General features: G+C 70.1%; 15 protein-coding genes and 1 tRNA gene. 15 read left to right on the top strand and 1 reads right to left on the bottom strand.

The genetic code is table 11. The features are described from left to right. The first annotated feature begins 168 nt into the window (after nt 1-168). The 9 genes from D0D15_RS12175 to D0D15_RS12135 all read left to right on the top strand — a co-directional run bounded on the left by D0D15_RS12175 (nt 169) and on the right by D0D15_RS12135 (nt 6,240). Nucleotides 169-432: a hypothetical protein gene (locus tag D0D15_RS12175; protein WP_094004493.1), complete on the top strand. Its 264-nt coding sequence runs from the start codon at nt 169-171 to the stop codon at nt 430-432. Between the two features lie 3 nt (nt 433-435). After that, nucleotides 436-621, top strand: a complete 186-nt coding sequence (locus tag D0D15_RS12170) for a hypothetical protein (RefSeq protein ID WP_027932935.1) — start codon at nt 436-438, stop codon at nt 619-621. 84 nt (nt 622-705) lie between these two features. Further along, on the top strand, nt 706-2,070 hold the full coding sequence (locus D0D15_RS12165) for an FtsK/SpoIIIE domain-containing protein (protein WP_094004494.1): 1,365 nt from the start codon (nt 706-708) through the stop codon (nt 2,068-2,070). Beyond that, complete coding sequence (locus tag D0D15_RS12160; protein WP_094004495.1) at nt 2,070-2,309, top strand: hypothetical protein; 240 nt, start codon at nt 2,070-2,072, stop codon at nt 2,307-2,309. Before D0D15_RS12165 ends, D0D15_RS12160 begins: the two co-directional genes overlap by 1 nt. After that, nucleotides 2,309-2,701: a hypothetical protein gene (locus tag D0D15_RS12155; protein ID WP_143266158.1), complete on the top strand. Its 393-nt coding sequence runs from the start codon at nt 2,309-2,311 to the stop codon at nt 2,699-2,701. Before D0D15_RS12160 ends, D0D15_RS12155 begins: the two co-directional genes overlap by 1 nt. Nucleotides 2,702-2,716: 15 nt before the next feature. Next, entirely contained in the window at nt 2,717-3,394 is a 678-nt protein-coding gene (locus D0D15_RS12150) for a DUF2637 domain-containing protein (RefSeq protein WP_094004497.1), read from the top strand. Between the two features lie 166 nt (nt 3,395-3,560). Then, nucleotides 3,561-4,907 carry a replication initiator gene (locus tag D0D15_RS12145; RefSeq protein ID WP_094004498.1) on the top strand — a complete coding sequence of 449 codons (1,347 nt, stop codon included), beginning with the start codon at nt 3,561-3,563 and terminating at the stop codon, nt 4,905-4,907. Further along, nucleotides 4,904-5,080: a helix-turn-helix transcriptional regulator gene (locus D0D15_RS12140; RefSeq protein WP_094004499.1), complete on the top strand. Its 177-nt coding sequence runs from the start codon at nt 4,904-4,906 to the stop codon at nt 5,078-5,080. Before D0D15_RS12145 ends, D0D15_RS12140 begins: the two co-directional genes overlap by 4 nt. Continuing rightward, nucleotides 5,080-6,240: a tyrosine-type recombinase/integrase gene (locus tag D0D15_RS12135; protein WP_094004500.1), complete on the top strand. Its 1,161-nt coding sequence runs from the start codon at nt 5,080-5,082 to the stop codon at nt 6,238-6,240. Before D0D15_RS12140 ends, D0D15_RS12135 begins: the two co-directional genes overlap by 1 nt. Before the next feature lie 54 nt (nt 6,241-6,294). Here D0D15_RS12135 and D0D15_RS12130 read toward each other — a convergent pair. Then, a tRNA-Arg gene (locus D0D15_RS12130) sits at nt 6,295-6,367 on the bottom strand. Between the two features lie 264 nt (nt 6,368-6,631). On the opposite strand from D0D15_RS12130, the gene D0D15_RS12125 reads away from it, so the two are divergent. The 6 genes from D0D15_RS12125 (at nt 6,632) to D0D15_RS12100 (ending at nt 12,829) form a co-directional block, all read left to right on the top strand. Continuing rightward, nucleotides 6,632-7,285, top strand: coding sequence for a response regulator (locus tag D0D15_RS12125; protein ID WP_094004501.1), 654 nt, complete (start codon nt 6,632-6,634; stop codon nt 7,283-7,285). Between the two features lie 41 nt (nt 7,286-7,326). Beyond that, complete coding sequence (locus tag D0D15_RS12120; protein ID WP_094004502.1) at nt 7,327-8,019, top strand: response regulator transcription factor; 693 nt, start codon at nt 7,327-7,329, stop codon at nt 8,017-8,019. 62 nt (nt 8,020-8,081) lie between these two features. Continuing rightward, nucleotides 8,082-9,440, top strand: a complete 1,359-nt coding sequence (locus tag D0D15_RS12115) for a sensor histidine kinase (protein WP_115944436.1) — start codon at nt 8,082-8,084, stop codon at nt 9,438-9,440. A 60-nt stretch (nt 9,441-9,500) separates the two neighbouring features. After that, nucleotides 9,501-10,298 (top strand): DeoR/GlpR family DNA-binding transcription regulator, encoded by a 798-nt coding sequence (locus D0D15_RS12110; protein WP_162830560.1) that lies wholly within the window; start codon nt 9,501-9,503, stop codon nt 10,296-10,298. Beyond that, nucleotides 10,295-11,380 carry a galactose-1-phosphate uridylyltransferase gene (gene galT, locus D0D15_RS12105; RefSeq protein ID WP_115944434.1) on the top strand — a complete coding sequence of 362 codons (1,086 nt, stop codon included), beginning with the start codon at nt 10,295-10,297 and terminating at the stop codon, nt 11,378-11,380. The genes D0D15_RS12110 and galT overlap by 4 nt, the downstream gene beginning before the upstream one ends. A gap of 75 nt (nt 11,381-11,455) precedes the next feature. Further along, nucleotides 11,456-12,829, top strand: a complete 1,374-nt coding sequence (locus D0D15_RS12100) for a S1C family serine protease (RefSeq protein WP_094004504.1) — start codon at nt 11,456-11,458, stop codon at nt 12,827-12,829. Nucleotides 12,830-13,035 lie beyond the last annotated feature (206 nt).

The following is a 13,035-nucleotide window of genomic DNA, read 5'->3' as shown; positions in this document are numbered from 1 at the left end:
GTTGGTAAGCGAGATTCAAAACATCATCGCAGCGGCGACCGCGGCCTACGAGAAGTTCGCGGCAAGTCGACCGGACCAGGAAACGCGGGTGACGGTAGGTAACGCGGTGCGATTCCTCGTGGCTGACCTGACCTCGGCAGCGGAGTATGCGGCAGGAAAGGGGAACTGATGCAGATCGACGCGATCAACCGGCACGCTCGGGAACGGTACGGCAGCTTCGTGGTCGCGATGGACCTGGTGCTGGAAGCGCTGGAGGACCTGACCGGCCTGATCGAGAAGGTCGACGACAAGCACGCTGGGTCCGGTTGGACCGTCGCTACTCAGGACGAACTCAAGGGCTACCGCACTCAAGCCACCGATGAGCTGGAGCGCCTCCGGACGGCGGCCAAGAAGTACGAGACCGAGCTGGTCTCGCGCGATTGGAGGGTCTGAGCAATGGCAGGGCATCAGGTGGACCGGGCGCTGGATGCGGTGGACGCCGCGATGCGGCAGCTCCGGCAGGCGATCAAGGGCATTCCGGTGCGACGGGAGGGCTTCAAGGGCCACCACGACCGCATGGCCAAAGCCGTCGCCAAGCTGACCGTCTCGCTCTCCGACTCCCGCTCCGCGATCAAGGACTGACCGAACAGCAACCGCCGCAGGACCGGCCTGACCACCTCGACACGGGTGGCCGGGCCGGTCCTTTCGTTTCTCGGAAGGAACATCATGGCTTCGGAATTCTCCAAGCGCACCAAGGGCGCAGAGGTCAAGGCCGCCGCCTGGCTCGGCCGGCACCCCGGCAGCGTCCTTACCCCCGCTGCCGTCACCACTGCCGGGCTCGAACTGGGCTGGACCGCCACTGGCGGCATCCTCGGCGGCACCGCGGCGGGTCTGTGTGCGTGGTATCGCGCGCATCCGGACAGCTTCGACCGGTTCGCCGCACCACGGATGCGGGCGTGGCGTCGCCGGTGGATCACTTATCTGGGGCCGCGCTGGCGCAACGCCCTGATCGCCTGCGACCTGTTCACCACCAACCGCAAGACCGGTGAACTTCACGTGCCCCGGCTGGTTCGCATTCGCTCCTACTCCCCGAGCGTGGACACCCTCTACGTCAAGCTCCACCCCGGGCAGCATCTCCGGCAGTTCGAGGCCAAGCTTCCCGAGTTGACCGAGGCGCTCAAGGTCGAGCGGATCGCGATCGAGCGGGTCAAGCCCCGGGTGATCGCGCTGGTGGTGGAGCGGTCGGAGCCGTTCACCGAGGTCATCGAGGCCCCGGAGATGGTCTACGACTCCGACGCGATCGAGCTGACCAACCTCTACGTCGGCGAGACCGAGTACGGCGGCGACTGGCGGTTGTCCGCGCTGGGGCAGCACCTGTTCGTGGCGGGCGCGACCGGCGCGGGCAAGAACTCGGTGGTCAACGCCCTACTCCGCGGGCTGGCACCGCTGATCCGGGACGGCGCGGTCAGGCTGTGGATCTGCGATCCCAAGCAGATGGAGTTCGCGAAGCTCGCCGGCATCGCGTACCGCTACGCCTGCGAGGAGGGCGACTGCGCGGAGCTGGTCGAGGAGTACGTGGCCGACATGCAGGCCACTCAACGCAGCCTGGCTGACCAGGGCAAGCGCAAGATCGCACCCTCCTCGGTCACGCCGCTGAACCTGCTGATCCTCGACGAGATGGGCGCACTGCTCGCCTATGGCGACGCCTCCGCCGCCCGCGGCCTGAAACGGCAACTCGCCCTTGTCGGCTCTCAGGGCCGTGCAACCGGGCACTCGATGGTCGGACTGGTGCAGGAACCCACTAAGGACACCGTGCCGGTGCGGGACCTGTTCACCACCCGAGTGTGCCTGCGGGTCACGTCCGCGGCACACGTGGACATGGTGCTCGGCGAGAACGCCCGCCTTCGCGGTGCGCTGGCCGATGAGATCCCGAACGCCCCGGAAACGTCGGGGATCGGCTACGTCATCCGGCAGCGCTCCCGCGTCCCCATACGCGTGCGCGCTGCCTACGTCGACGACCGCGAGCTGGAGGAGCTGGTGGAGTTCGTGCGGGCCGGATGGCGCGGTGCTGAGCTGCGGGTGGTGGCCTGATGCTGACCCTGCGGTTCGTGTGGTCCTGGACCAAAATGACCGGCCTCGCCTTCCTCGCCCTGCTCATCGAGCGGGCGGTGATCCACAGCTTCTGGGGCTTCGCCCTCGCCGCCGCTATCACGCTCGTGACCTGGGCCGTGATCACGGTCGGGCTGTACCGGGAGTGGCGGGCACACGGCACCGGCTACCGGCACGAAGTCAACGAATGGCTCACCGGCCGACCGGACCGGAGGCCGTGATGGAGGACGAGTTCGGGCTATTCACCGCACCTGCCGCCGGTACCCCTGCTTCCTCCCGGCTGTGTCCGCCGCCGAGGCCGCGTAAGCACTCAAAGTCAGTCATCACCCCGGCGCTGGCTCAGGACGTTTTGGTCGAGGTTCAGGACGGCCGCTACGGGCTGCTCGATGACTCCGACCGGGTGGTGCTGTTCGAGGACACCGACCGCGTACGCATCGCCACCGACGAAGACACCGTGCACGCGCTCATGCAGAGCCGCTACGTCGAACGTAGTCCAGCCCGCGACACGGTCTCCTGCCTGCACGGTGTCGTCCGGCGTCCGGTGTCTCCGCTGCGTCTCACGCGGCTTGGCCGGAACCTACTCTCCCGCTGGTCCGCGCTCAAACCCTACTGACGGAAGGAGGAAGCCGTGTCCAAGGTGGACACCGTACGGGGAACCGGCACTCGGCTGGTGGACGTGGTGCGGGTGCTGGTCACCGTGGTCCTGGGCGGGATCGGCGCAGCCGCCGGATTCACCCACACCCACGACTGGGCCGTCCACCACGGACAAACCGGCTGGCTCGCCTGGGCCGACGCCGTGGTCATCGAGGGCATCGCCATCGTCGCCGGATTCGAGGTCCGCCGTGACCACCAACGCGGCAACACCCGGTTCCTCACCTTTCCGATGGTCGTCCTGGTGGCCGGGTTCGGGATTCAGATGACCGCCCAGGTCGCCCTGGCCGAACCGAGCCCGGGTGGCTGGCTGCTCGCCGCGATGCCCGCTCTGGGCTTCCTGGTGGTGGTGAAGCTCCTCATGCGTCGCGCACCTGCGGACGCCGCGCCTGAGCCCCCGGCGGCACCCGCACCGGCCACATCCACGGCACCGGCTCCGCACCCGGCACCTGGACTGGAGCGGGGCTCGACGCTGGCGAAACTGCCGGCCGGAGTCCGCGACACCGTTACCCGCACCACCGAGACCGCGCACGCCGCGGGCCGCCACGTCACCGCCGATGACCTCGCTGCCGCAGTGAAACTTCCCGACGCGATGGTCACCGCCCTGCTCGACGAGCTGAACACCCGCGTCAACCACCACCCCGTCATCACATGACCAGGGGCTTCCGGGGGCGCACTGTTTGGCCCCCGAAAGCCACAAGATCACTACCCCACCCGCTAGGCGCTAACCGCGCCACGCACCACGAAGGGCGGGCCACCGGCACCAACCGCCGCGCTGGCCCGCCCTTTCTCACGTCTGCACGTCCCCTTGGAGGCTGTCCATGCCCCTCGCATCCCTCAACTTCGACCTCGCCGCCCGCATCCAGCAGCGGCTCACCGCCCCCGGCTACCGGCGCTGGCGAGCACGGGTCGAGGCCACCGGCGGATGCCTCAAACCCGTCCACCTCTCCGGCTACCGCAAGCTCATCGACCGCCTCACCGGCACCGTGCTCGATCGGCATGCCGGGACGATCTACGCCCCCTGCGGCAACCGCCGCGCCTCGGTCTGCCCGGCCTGCTCCGACCGCTACGCCGGAGACGCCTTCCAGCTCATCCGCGCTGGAGTCGCCGGAGGCAAGACCATTCCCGCCGACGTGGCCGACAAGCCGCGCCTGTTCGTCACCCTGACCGCCCCGAGCTTCGGCGTGGTGCACACCCGACCGACAACCCGGCACGGCAAGCCGCGGCCGTGCTCGTGCGGCACCTTCCACCACCCCGACGACCCGCGCCTGGGCACCGCGATCGACCCGGACGCCTACGACTACCGCGGCGCGGTCCTCTGGCAGGGCCACGCCGGGGAACTGTGGCACCGCTTCACCATCCGGCTGCGCCGCGAACTCGCCACTGCCGCCGGCATCCGGGTCAAGGACTTCCCCCGCCACGCCCGCCTCTCCTACGCCAAGGTCGCCGAATACCAGCGTCGCGGGCTCGTCCACTTCCACGCCGTCATCCGCCTCGACGGCCCCGAGGGACCGCACGACCCGGCCCCGGACTGGGCCGACACCGACCTGCTCGACCACGCCGTCCGCGCTGCCGCGCAGACCGCGCAGGTCAGCAAGACCCTCGACCTCGACGGCCGAACCGAAGAGCACACCTTCACCTGGGGCCAGCAACTCGACGTCCGGGTGATCCACCGGCCCGGCGAGGTCGAGGACGGGCACGGCAACCTCAGCGATCAGGCGCTGGCCGGCTACATCGCCAAATACGCCACCAAGGGCACCTCCACCAGCGAGACCCCCGACCAGCGGGTGCACTCGGAACGGCACATTGACCACCTCGACGTGCACCCGCACCACAAAAGCATGGTCCGCGCGGCCTGGCAGCTCGGCGGCAACGACGACTTGGCGTTCCTGCGTCGCTGGGCACACATGCTCGGCTTCCGCGGCCACTTCCTCACAAAAAGCCAGCGCTACTCGCTGACCTTCACCCAGCTCCGCGGCGACCGCCGCACCTTCCAGCACCACGCGGCGCTGGAAGCCCTCGGCGTCGAGCCCGGCTCCGTGGTCGTGGTCAACCACTGGAACTACACCGGCAACGGCCACGCCGACGACGCCGAACGCGAACTCGCCGAAGCCATCTACCAGCGCAAACGCAACAACCGTGCGACCAAAAAGGAGGACCAGCCATGACCCGCAAACTCCTGTCCATCGAGGACTTGGCCGACTACCTCGGCATCCCCAAAGGCACCCTCTACCAGTGGCGCAGCAAGGGCTACGGCCCGGACGGCATCCGCATGGGCAAGTACGTCCGCTACCGCCAGGAGGACGTGGACGCCTGGATCGATCAGCAGGGGGCAGCCTGATGGGCAGGCCACCGCTGCCGCTCGGCACCTGGGGCAAGATCCGGACCTACAAGATCGGCGACCGCACCTGGCGGGCCATCGCCAACTACAAGGACTTCGACGGCGTGACGCGCCCAGTCGAACGAGTCGGCAAGACCAAGGCCAAGGCGGCGAACAACCTGCTGGAGGCACTTCGGGACCGGGCACGGCGTTCCTCGGACGGCGAGATCAAGCCCGAGACGAAGGTGCACGTTGCCGCGGAGATGTGGCTCCGGGACGTCGACGAGTCGGACAAGGCGGCTCGGACGAAGCGCGAGTATCGCGACACGTGGAACCGCTACCTCCGGGATGCCATCGGCGAGCTGCGGGTCGGGGACGTGCGTGTCTCGACCGTCAACCGGGTCATCACGACGGTCCGCGACCGGCACGGCAGGGGAGCGGCATCCCACACCAAGGTCGTCCTGTCGGGGATCTTCGCGCTCGTGGTTCGGCACGATGCCCTGGACAAGAACCCCGTGCGGGAGATCGAGAGCCTGGGCAAGAAGAACCGCAAGAAGGAACGCTTGGTCAACGACAAGACCATCAGCCGCGTTCTCGGCGTCTTCCACACATCCGAGGAAGCCGCGCGATGGGACCTCGTGGACATCGTCGACGTCCTGTCCGGTCTCGGCTGCCGGATAGGCGAGCTGCTGGCGCTCGACTGGAGGACGTCGATCGACTTCGAGGCCGGCACCGTTCGCTTCCACGGCACGGTCATCCGCGTGACCGGCAAGGGGTTGTTCGTCCAGGACCACACCAAGAGCCGGGCAGGCATGCGGACCGTCCGGCCGCCTACTTGGGTCCTCGACATCCTCAAGCGGCGCTACGCGGAGTCGGATTCGCCGTGGGTGTTTCCCTCGGCGACCGGCACACTGCGGGACCCGGACAACACCCGATCTCGGATCCGTGCCGTAGTGGCGGGGACGCCGTTCAAGGGGCTGCACCCGCACGACTTCCGGCACTACGTGGCGGGCGTGCTCGACTCAGCGGGCCTGACCGCGAGGGAGATCGCCGACTACCTCGGCCATGAGCGGATCAGCACGACCCAGGAGGACTACATGGAGCGCGGAGTCGTGGGGGAGAGCGCTGGCCCCGCACTGGCGGCTCGCCCCGCTGTCGAGAAGCCCAAAAGCGAGGGTTAAGCATGGGGAGGAACAGCACAAAGCCCCTGGTGAATGGCTCTACCAGGGGCTTTGTGCCCCCGGCAGGATTCGAACCTGCGACACCCGCTTTAGGAGAGCGGTGCTCTATCCCCTGAGCTACGAGGGCTGGCCGCCTCAGCGTAGCGGGTCCGGGGCGCCCCTATGTGCGTGACCTCCGCCTCGGTCGAGCGCGGCTGGCCGATCGCCGCCTCGGTCGAGTGCGGTCAGCCGCGCCATGGTGCTGCCGGGGGCGCAACCCGGCCGCCCCAAACCACCTACGAAAGGCGCAACCACCCCGGGTGATCAGCGTATCGACGTCCGCGCTACCACTGGGTAACCTTCCGTGATCGGGACGCGGACACCCGCTCCACCGACCGTTCGGAGGGCTTAGTTGATCAAGCTCATGTTCGCCGACGACGAGGATCTCGTGCGGGCCAGTCTCCGCGGCATGATGGCCGGCGCGCCGGACATCGAGGTGGTCGGTGAAGCGAACGACGGGCGCTCGGCGGTCGAGACGGCACGGCGCCTCCACCCGGACGTCGTCCTGCTCGACATCAAGATGCGGGCCCCCGACGACGGCATCCGCGCGCTCCGCGCGATCCTCGAGCTGCCCAACCCGCCCGCCGCGGCCATGCTGACCACCTTCGACATGGACGAGTACGTCAGCCTGGCCCTCCGGCTCGGCGCGAACGGCTTCCTCCTCAAGGACATCGAGCCCGCGGCACTCCTCCGCGCCGTCCGCGACCTCGCGAGAGGCGGCGCCGTCCTCGACCCCGGTGTCGCCGCGCGCATGGTGCGCGCCCACCGCGAAGGACAACGCGCCGCCCAGCCGGCGCGCAAGTTACTCGCCTCACTTTCCGAGCGGGAGCGCGAAGTCGTCGCCCTGATCGGGCAGGGCCTGTCCAACGCCGAGATCGGCGGCAAACTCCACCTGTCCGAGGCCACCGTCAAGGGCTACGTCTCGGCGGTCCTGTCGAAGATCGGCGCCGCGAACCGGGTCCAGGCCGCCCTGCTCGCCTACCGCGGCGGGCTGCTGGACCAGTGACTTCTTAGGCGGGTCTCAGCACCGTCCGCAACACTGTCTACATGCGCATTCTCGTTGTCGACGACGATCGGGCGGTCCGGGAGTCGCTCCGGCGGTCGCTGGAGTTCAACGGCTACCAGGTGGAGCTGGCGGGCGACGGCGCCCAGGCTCTGGAGCGCGTGATCGCCGACCGGCCGGACGCCATGATCCTCGACGTCATGATGCCCCGGCTGGACGGGCTGGAGGTGGCCCGGCGCCTGCGCAGCACCGGTGACGACCTGCCGATCCTCGTGCTGACCGCCCGCGACACGGTGTCCGACCGCGTCTCCGGTCTCGACGCCGGCGCCGACGACTACCTCCCGAAGCCCTTCGCGCTGGAGGAGCTCCTCGCCCGCCTCCGCGCGCTCCTGCGCCGCGCCTCCCGCGAGGCCCAGACGCCCCCGGACGCCGAGAAGCTCACCTTCGCCGACCTGACGCTCGACCCGGGCACCCGCGAGGTCCGCCGCGGCGACCGCGACATCAGCCTCACCCGCACCGAGTTCGCGCTGCTCGAGCTGTTCATGTCGTACCCGAAGCACGTCCTCACGCGCGGCCGCATCCTCGAGGAGGTGTGGGGCTACGACTTCCCGACCTCGGGCAACGCGCTGGAGGTCTACGTCGGTTACCTGCGCCGCAAGACCGAGGCCGGCGGTGAGCCGCGCCTGATCCACACCGTCCGCGGCGTCGGGTACGTGCTGCGGGAAACCCCGCCGTGAGCCAAGCCGTGACCGAACCGGTGCCCGTGATCCGCGTGGACAACGGTTCAGCTCCCCGGCGGATGTCGCTGCGGGCGCGTGTCACCCTGCTGGCCGCGGCGTGCGTCGCGGGGGTGCTGGCGCTGGTTTCGCTGGGCGCCTACATCACCGTCTACAACAACCTGTACCAGCAGGTCGACGACGAGCTGATCCAGCAGGCGAACAGCGTCATCAACGATCCGCAGGTCGTGCAGACCGGCGGCCTGCGCATCCCCACCTACATCACCCGCCTGGTCGACGTGCGCTTCGACCTGATCGTGGCCGACGGCACGTCCGCGTTCGAGTCGGCGCCGTCGATGCGGCCGCCGATCGGGCTCGACGAGCGCGAGGTGGCCAGCGGCCAGAAGACCTCGTCGATCCGCACCGACCAGAACACCGACTCGCGCGTGCTCGCCGTGCCCTACCGCTACCAGCCGGGCGTGGCGCTGGTGCTGTCGCAACCACTCGACGCGACCAAACAGACCCTGCGCGAGCTGGCGGTGGTCCTCGCGCTGATCGGCGGTGGCGGGATCGTGGTCGCCGCGCTCGCCGGGACGGCCGTGGCCCGCACCGGGCTCAGACCAGTCGAACGGCTGACCTCGGCGACCGAGCACATCGCCCGGACCGGTGACCTGCGCCCGATCCCGATCAGCGGCGACGACGAGCTGGCCCGGCTGACGCACAGCTTCAACACGATGCTCGGCGCCGTCGCCGAGTCGCAGGACCGGCAGAGACAGCTCGTCGCCGACGCCGGTCACGAGCTGCGCACCCCGCTCACGTCCCTGCGCACGAACCTCGAGCTGCTGCTGTCCGCCAGCCGCTCGGGCGCGCCGTCGCTGTCGGAGAAGGACCGCGCGGAGATCGAGACCGACATCAAGGCCCAGCTGGACGAGCTGACCCAGCTCATCGGCGACCTCGTCGAGCTGGCCCGGCAGGACGAGCCGCGTACCGCGTTCGAGCGCGTCGAGCTGGTCGAGGTCGTCGAACGCGCCCTGGACCGCGCCCGCCGCGGCGCCGGCGAGATCGAGTTCGACGTCGCGCTCCAGCCGTGGGTCGTCACCGGCGACGCCGGCGCCCTCGAACGCGCGGTGCTGAACCTGCTGGACAACGCGGTCAAGTTCTCCCCGCCCGAGTCCCGCGTGCGGGTCCGGATGTACCCGCTGGGCGACGGCACCGCGGTCATCGAGGTCGCCGACTCCGGTCCGGGCATCGCCGACGAGGACCTGCCGCGCGTGTTCGACCGCTTCTACCGCTCGTCCGAGGCCCGCACCCTGCCCGGATCCGGTTTGGGGCTGGCGATCGTCAAGCAGGCCGCCGAGCGCCACGGTGGCGTCGCGTACGCCGGCCGCGCCCCGGAGGGTGGTGCCCTGCTGAGCCTGCGCCTGCCCGGTTCGCCCGGCTGACCACGTCCTGCGCTTGTTGATTCGTGTAGGATTTTGTGTAGTTGTTGGGCGATGGGAGCGATGGTGCTGGCGCGGCAGCGGCAGGCGATGATCCTCGAAGAGGCGCGGCGGACCGGCGCGGTCCGAGTGAGCGACCTCGTCAGCAGGCTCGGCGTGTCCGACATGACCATCCGCCGCGACCTGGACGTGCTCGCCGGCCGCGGTCTGGTGGAGAAGGTCTACGGCGGTGCGACCGCCGTCGTCGGGCCGAGCACGGAGGAGCCCGGGTTCGAGGCCAAGTCCGTGCGGCAGCAGGCCCAGAAGGAGGCCATCGCGAGCGTCGCCGCCGAGCTGGTCCAGCCGGGCACCGCGATCGGCCTGTCCGCCGGCACGACCACGTGGACGCTCGCCCGCGCGCTGGACGGTGTGCCCGGGCTGACGATCGTCACCAACTCGATCCACGTCGCCGACGTGTTGCGCGCGTCGTCCGCGCCGGACCGCACGGTGGTGCTCACCGGCGGCGTCCGCACGCCCTCCGACGCGCTGGTCGGGCCGGTCGCCGTGCACAGCCTGCGCCGACTGCACCTGGACCAGGTGTTCCTCGGCGTGCACGGCATGGCCGAGGGCCCCGGCTTCACCACGCCCAACCTGACCGAGAGCGAGACCGACCGCGCGCTGGTGGAGTCCGGGCGGCGGCTGGTCGTGCTCGCCGACTCGTCCAAGTGGGGTGTGGTGGGCATTTCCACGATCGCCGAGCTCGACGAAGCGCACGTCGTGGTGAGCGACGACGGGCTGGGCGAGGCGGCGCGCGACGTTCTGGCCGAGCACGTGGGTGAGCTGAAGGTCGCACCCGTCAACGAGGACACGGAGGAAGAGTGAGGCGGACGCTTCGCCACCTTGCCGACGGCAGGGAGATCATCTACTTCGACGAGGGCGAGAACACCCCGTCCCGCACGGCGGAGGACACGCGCGACCTGCCCGCGGTGGCCGCCAGCTCGGAGATCCGCCTCGACCCGCTGACCGGCGAGTGGGTGGCGATGGCCGCGCACCGGCAGACCCGCACGTACAAGCCGCCGGCCGACCTGTGCCCGTTGTGCCCGAGCAAGCCGGGCAAGCCGAGCGAGATCCCCGAACCCGACTACGACGTGGTCGTGTTCGAGAACCGGTTCCCCTCCTTCGAGGAGGGCGCCACCGGTGAGCGGTCCACACTGGACGGTCTCGGGCTCGTGCGGACCGCGCCGGGCAAGGGGCGCTGCGAGGTCGTCTGCTTCACCAGTGACCACAATGGATCGTTCGCGCAGCTGAGCCCGTCGCGGGTGCGCACGGTCGTCGACGCGTGGGCCGACCGCACGGCCGCGCTGTCCGAGATCGACGGGCTGGAGCAGGTCTTCCCGTTCGAGAACCGGGGCGAGGAGATCGGCGTGACGCTGCACCACCCGCACGGCCAGATCTACGGCTACCCCTTCGTGACGCCGAAGACGCGCCGCATGCTCGACGTCGCCCGGGCCTACCAGGAGGAACACGGCCGCCCGGTGCTCGGTGACGTGCTGGACGCCGAGCGCAAGACCGGCACGCGCGTGATCGCGGAGGGGCGGTACTGGACGGCGTTCGTCCCGCCCGCGGCGCGGTGGCCGGTGCACGTGCAGGTCGTGCCGCACCGCCAGGTGCCCGACATCCCGGCGCTCACCGACGCCGAACGGGACGACTTCGCCGAGGTCTACCTCGACGTGCTGCGCCGCTGCGACGGGCTCTACAACCGGCCGCTGCCCTACATCGCCGGCTGGCACCAGGCACCCGTCCGGATCGACCGCGAGCTGGGCTGGCTGCACCTCGAGCTGTTCTCCGTCCTGCGCGCGCCGGACAAGCTGAAGTACCTCGCCGGGTCCGAATCGGGCGAGGCGGTGTGGATCAACGACGCCACGCCGGAGCAGATCGCGGAACGTCTCCGCGCGGTGGGCTGACACCGGCGGCATACTCATGCGTGACCCTCAGGCTGGGCTCAGCCCGCTCTCAGGACCGACACGCATGGTAGGGACATGACCGAGAACGACCCCAGCGCACCGCACGACGGCGGTGCCCAGCGGGACCCCGGCGCGCAGCAGTCGCCGGAGGACGCGAAGACGCCCGCGCGCGGAACGCCGCTCGGCTCGGGGCCGCAGCCGAGCCCGTGGTCGGCGCAGGGAGCCGCGCAGCAGGCCGCTCCTGAGCAGGCACGCGGCGCGTATGCGCCGGGTGGGCAGCAGACTGGTGGGTACCCGTGGACGCCGCCGGGCGCGCAGCAGCAGTCGCCGTACGCGACGGCGACGATGTCGGCTGTGCCGCAGCAGCGTCGGGGCCCGGGCAAGCTCGTGGCCGGGGTCGCGGTGCTCGCGTTGATCGTCGGTGGCGGAGCGGGTGCCGCCGGGGGGTACCTGACCGCGCAGAACACCGGTGGCGCGTCGTACAACGCGCTCGACCAGCCCGTGCCCGCGCAGCAGACGACGTCCGCGCCGGCCGGTTCGGTCGAGGCGGTGGCGCAGAAGCTGTCGCCGAGCGTGGTGGAGCTGCAGGTGTCCGGGCGGAGCGGGCAGGGCGAGGGCTCCGGGTTCGTGTTGTCGACCGACGGCTACATCCTGACCAACAACCACGTGGTGGAGGTCGCCGTGGACGGCGGCTCGATCCAGGCGGTGTTCCAGGACGGGACGAAGGCGACCGCGTCGATCGTGGGCCGCGACCCGACGACCGACGTCGCCGTGGTGAAGGTCAACGGGGTGAAGAACCTGACGCCGGTGGCGCTGGGCAATTCCGACGACCTGAACGTGGGCCAGTCGGTGGTGGCGATCGGGTCGCCGTTCGAGCTGGCCGGGACGGTCACGTCGGGCATCGTGAGCGCGCTGCACCGCCCGGTGCGGGCCGGTGGCAGCGAGGGCGACCAGACGACGGTGATGAGCGCGATCCAGACCGACGCGGCGATCAACCCGGGCAACTCGGGTGGTCCGCTGGCGAACCTGTCGGGTCAGGTGATCGGCATCAACTCGGCCATCTACAGCCCGCAGTCGTCCGGCATGGGCCAGACGGAGGCGACGAACGCCGGCATCGGCTTCGCGATCCCGATCAACCAGGCGCGGCGCACGGCGCAGGAGATCATCGACACCGGCAAGGCGACGCAGACGTTCATCGGGGCGAACGTCAGCGATGCGCAGCAGGGTGGGGCCACGATCGCGGGCGTGCAGGCCGGGAGCCCGGCCGAGCAGGCGGGCCTGAAGCAGGGCGACGTGGTGACGAAGGTCGAGGACCTGGTCATCAACGACGCGGACGGCCTCATCGCGGCCGTGCGAACCCGCGCCCCGGGCGACAAGGTGACTTTCACCCTGAGCGATGGGCGCACCGTGCAGGTGACGCTGGGCGGCCAACCGGTGCCGACGAACTGAGGTTGCTGTCTCCGGCCTGCTCGGTGGCCGGAGCGGCGTCCGGCCGCTTCGGGGCGGCCGGAGGGGATGACAGACGCTCGGCCGCCCGGGGCGGCCGAGACCACTTGACCGGCTCCCCGGGGACGAGCCGGCAACCGAACCGCGTGCGACTGGAAGGATTCCGGTCGCGCGCGGTTTTCTCTTTGCCGCGATGTGAAATGACAAAG

It is taken from the genome of Amycolatopsis thermalba, from assembly GCF_003385215.1.
GTDB classification, from domain to species: Bacteria; Actinomycetota; Actinomycetes; order Mycobacteriales; family Pseudonocardiaceae; genus Amycolatopsis_E; species Amycolatopsis_E thermalba.
Note: the sequence above shows the minus strand (reverse complement) of the source record. Positions and strands in the feature narration are given on the sequence as shown.

What these genes read in the sequence shown, in the direction of transcription:
- D0D15_RS12175 (WP_094004493.1), top strand. Translation starts at nt 169, where the DNA reads ATGCAGATCGACGCGATCAACCGGCACGCTCGGGAACGGTACGGCAGC.
- D0D15_RS12170 (WP_027932935.1), top strand. Translation starts at nt 436, where the DNA reads ATGGCAGGGCATCAGGTGGACCGGGCGCTGGATGCGGTGGACGCCGCG.
- D0D15_RS12165 (WP_094004494.1), top strand. Translation starts at nt 706, where the DNA reads ATGGCTTCGGAATTCTCCAAGCGCACCAAGGGCGCAGAGGTCAAGGCC.
- D0D15_RS12160 (WP_094004495.1), top strand. Translation starts at nt 2,070, where the DNA reads ATGCTGACCCTGCGGTTCGTGTGGTCCTGGACCAAAATGACCGGCCTC.
- D0D15_RS12155 (WP_143266158.1), top strand. Translation starts at nt 2,309, where the DNA reads ATGGAGGACGAGTTCGGGCTATTCACCGCACCTGCCGCCGGTACCCCT.
- D0D15_RS12145 (WP_094004498.1), top strand. Translation starts at nt 3,561, where the DNA reads ATGCCCCTCGCATCCCTCAACTTCGACCTCGCCGCCCGCATCCAGCAG.
- D0D15_RS12140 (WP_094004499.1), top strand. Translation starts at nt 4,904, where the DNA reads ATGACCCGCAAACTCCTGTCCATCGAGGACTTGGCCGACTACCTCGGC.
- D0D15_RS12135 (WP_094004500.1), top strand. Translation starts at nt 5,080, where the DNA reads ATGGGCAGGCCACCGCTGCCGCTCGGCACCTGGGGCAAGATCCGGACC.
- D0D15_RS12120 (WP_094004502.1), top strand. Translation starts at nt 7,327, where the DNA reads ATGCGCATTCTCGTTGTCGACGACGATCGGGCGGTCCGGGAGTCGCTC.
- D0D15_RS12115 (WP_115944436.1), top strand. Translation starts at nt 8,082, where the DNA reads ATGTCGCTGCGGGCGCGTGTCACCCTGCTGGCCGCGGCGTGCGTCGCG.
- D0D15_RS12110 (WP_162830560.1), top strand. Translation starts at nt 9,501, where the DNA reads ATGGTGCTGGCGCGGCAGCGGCAGGCGATGATCCTCGAAGAGGCGCGG.
- D0D15_RS12100 (WP_094004504.1), top strand. Translation starts at nt 11,456, where the DNA reads ATGACCGAGAACGACCCCAGCGCACCGCACGACGGCGGTGCCCAGCGG.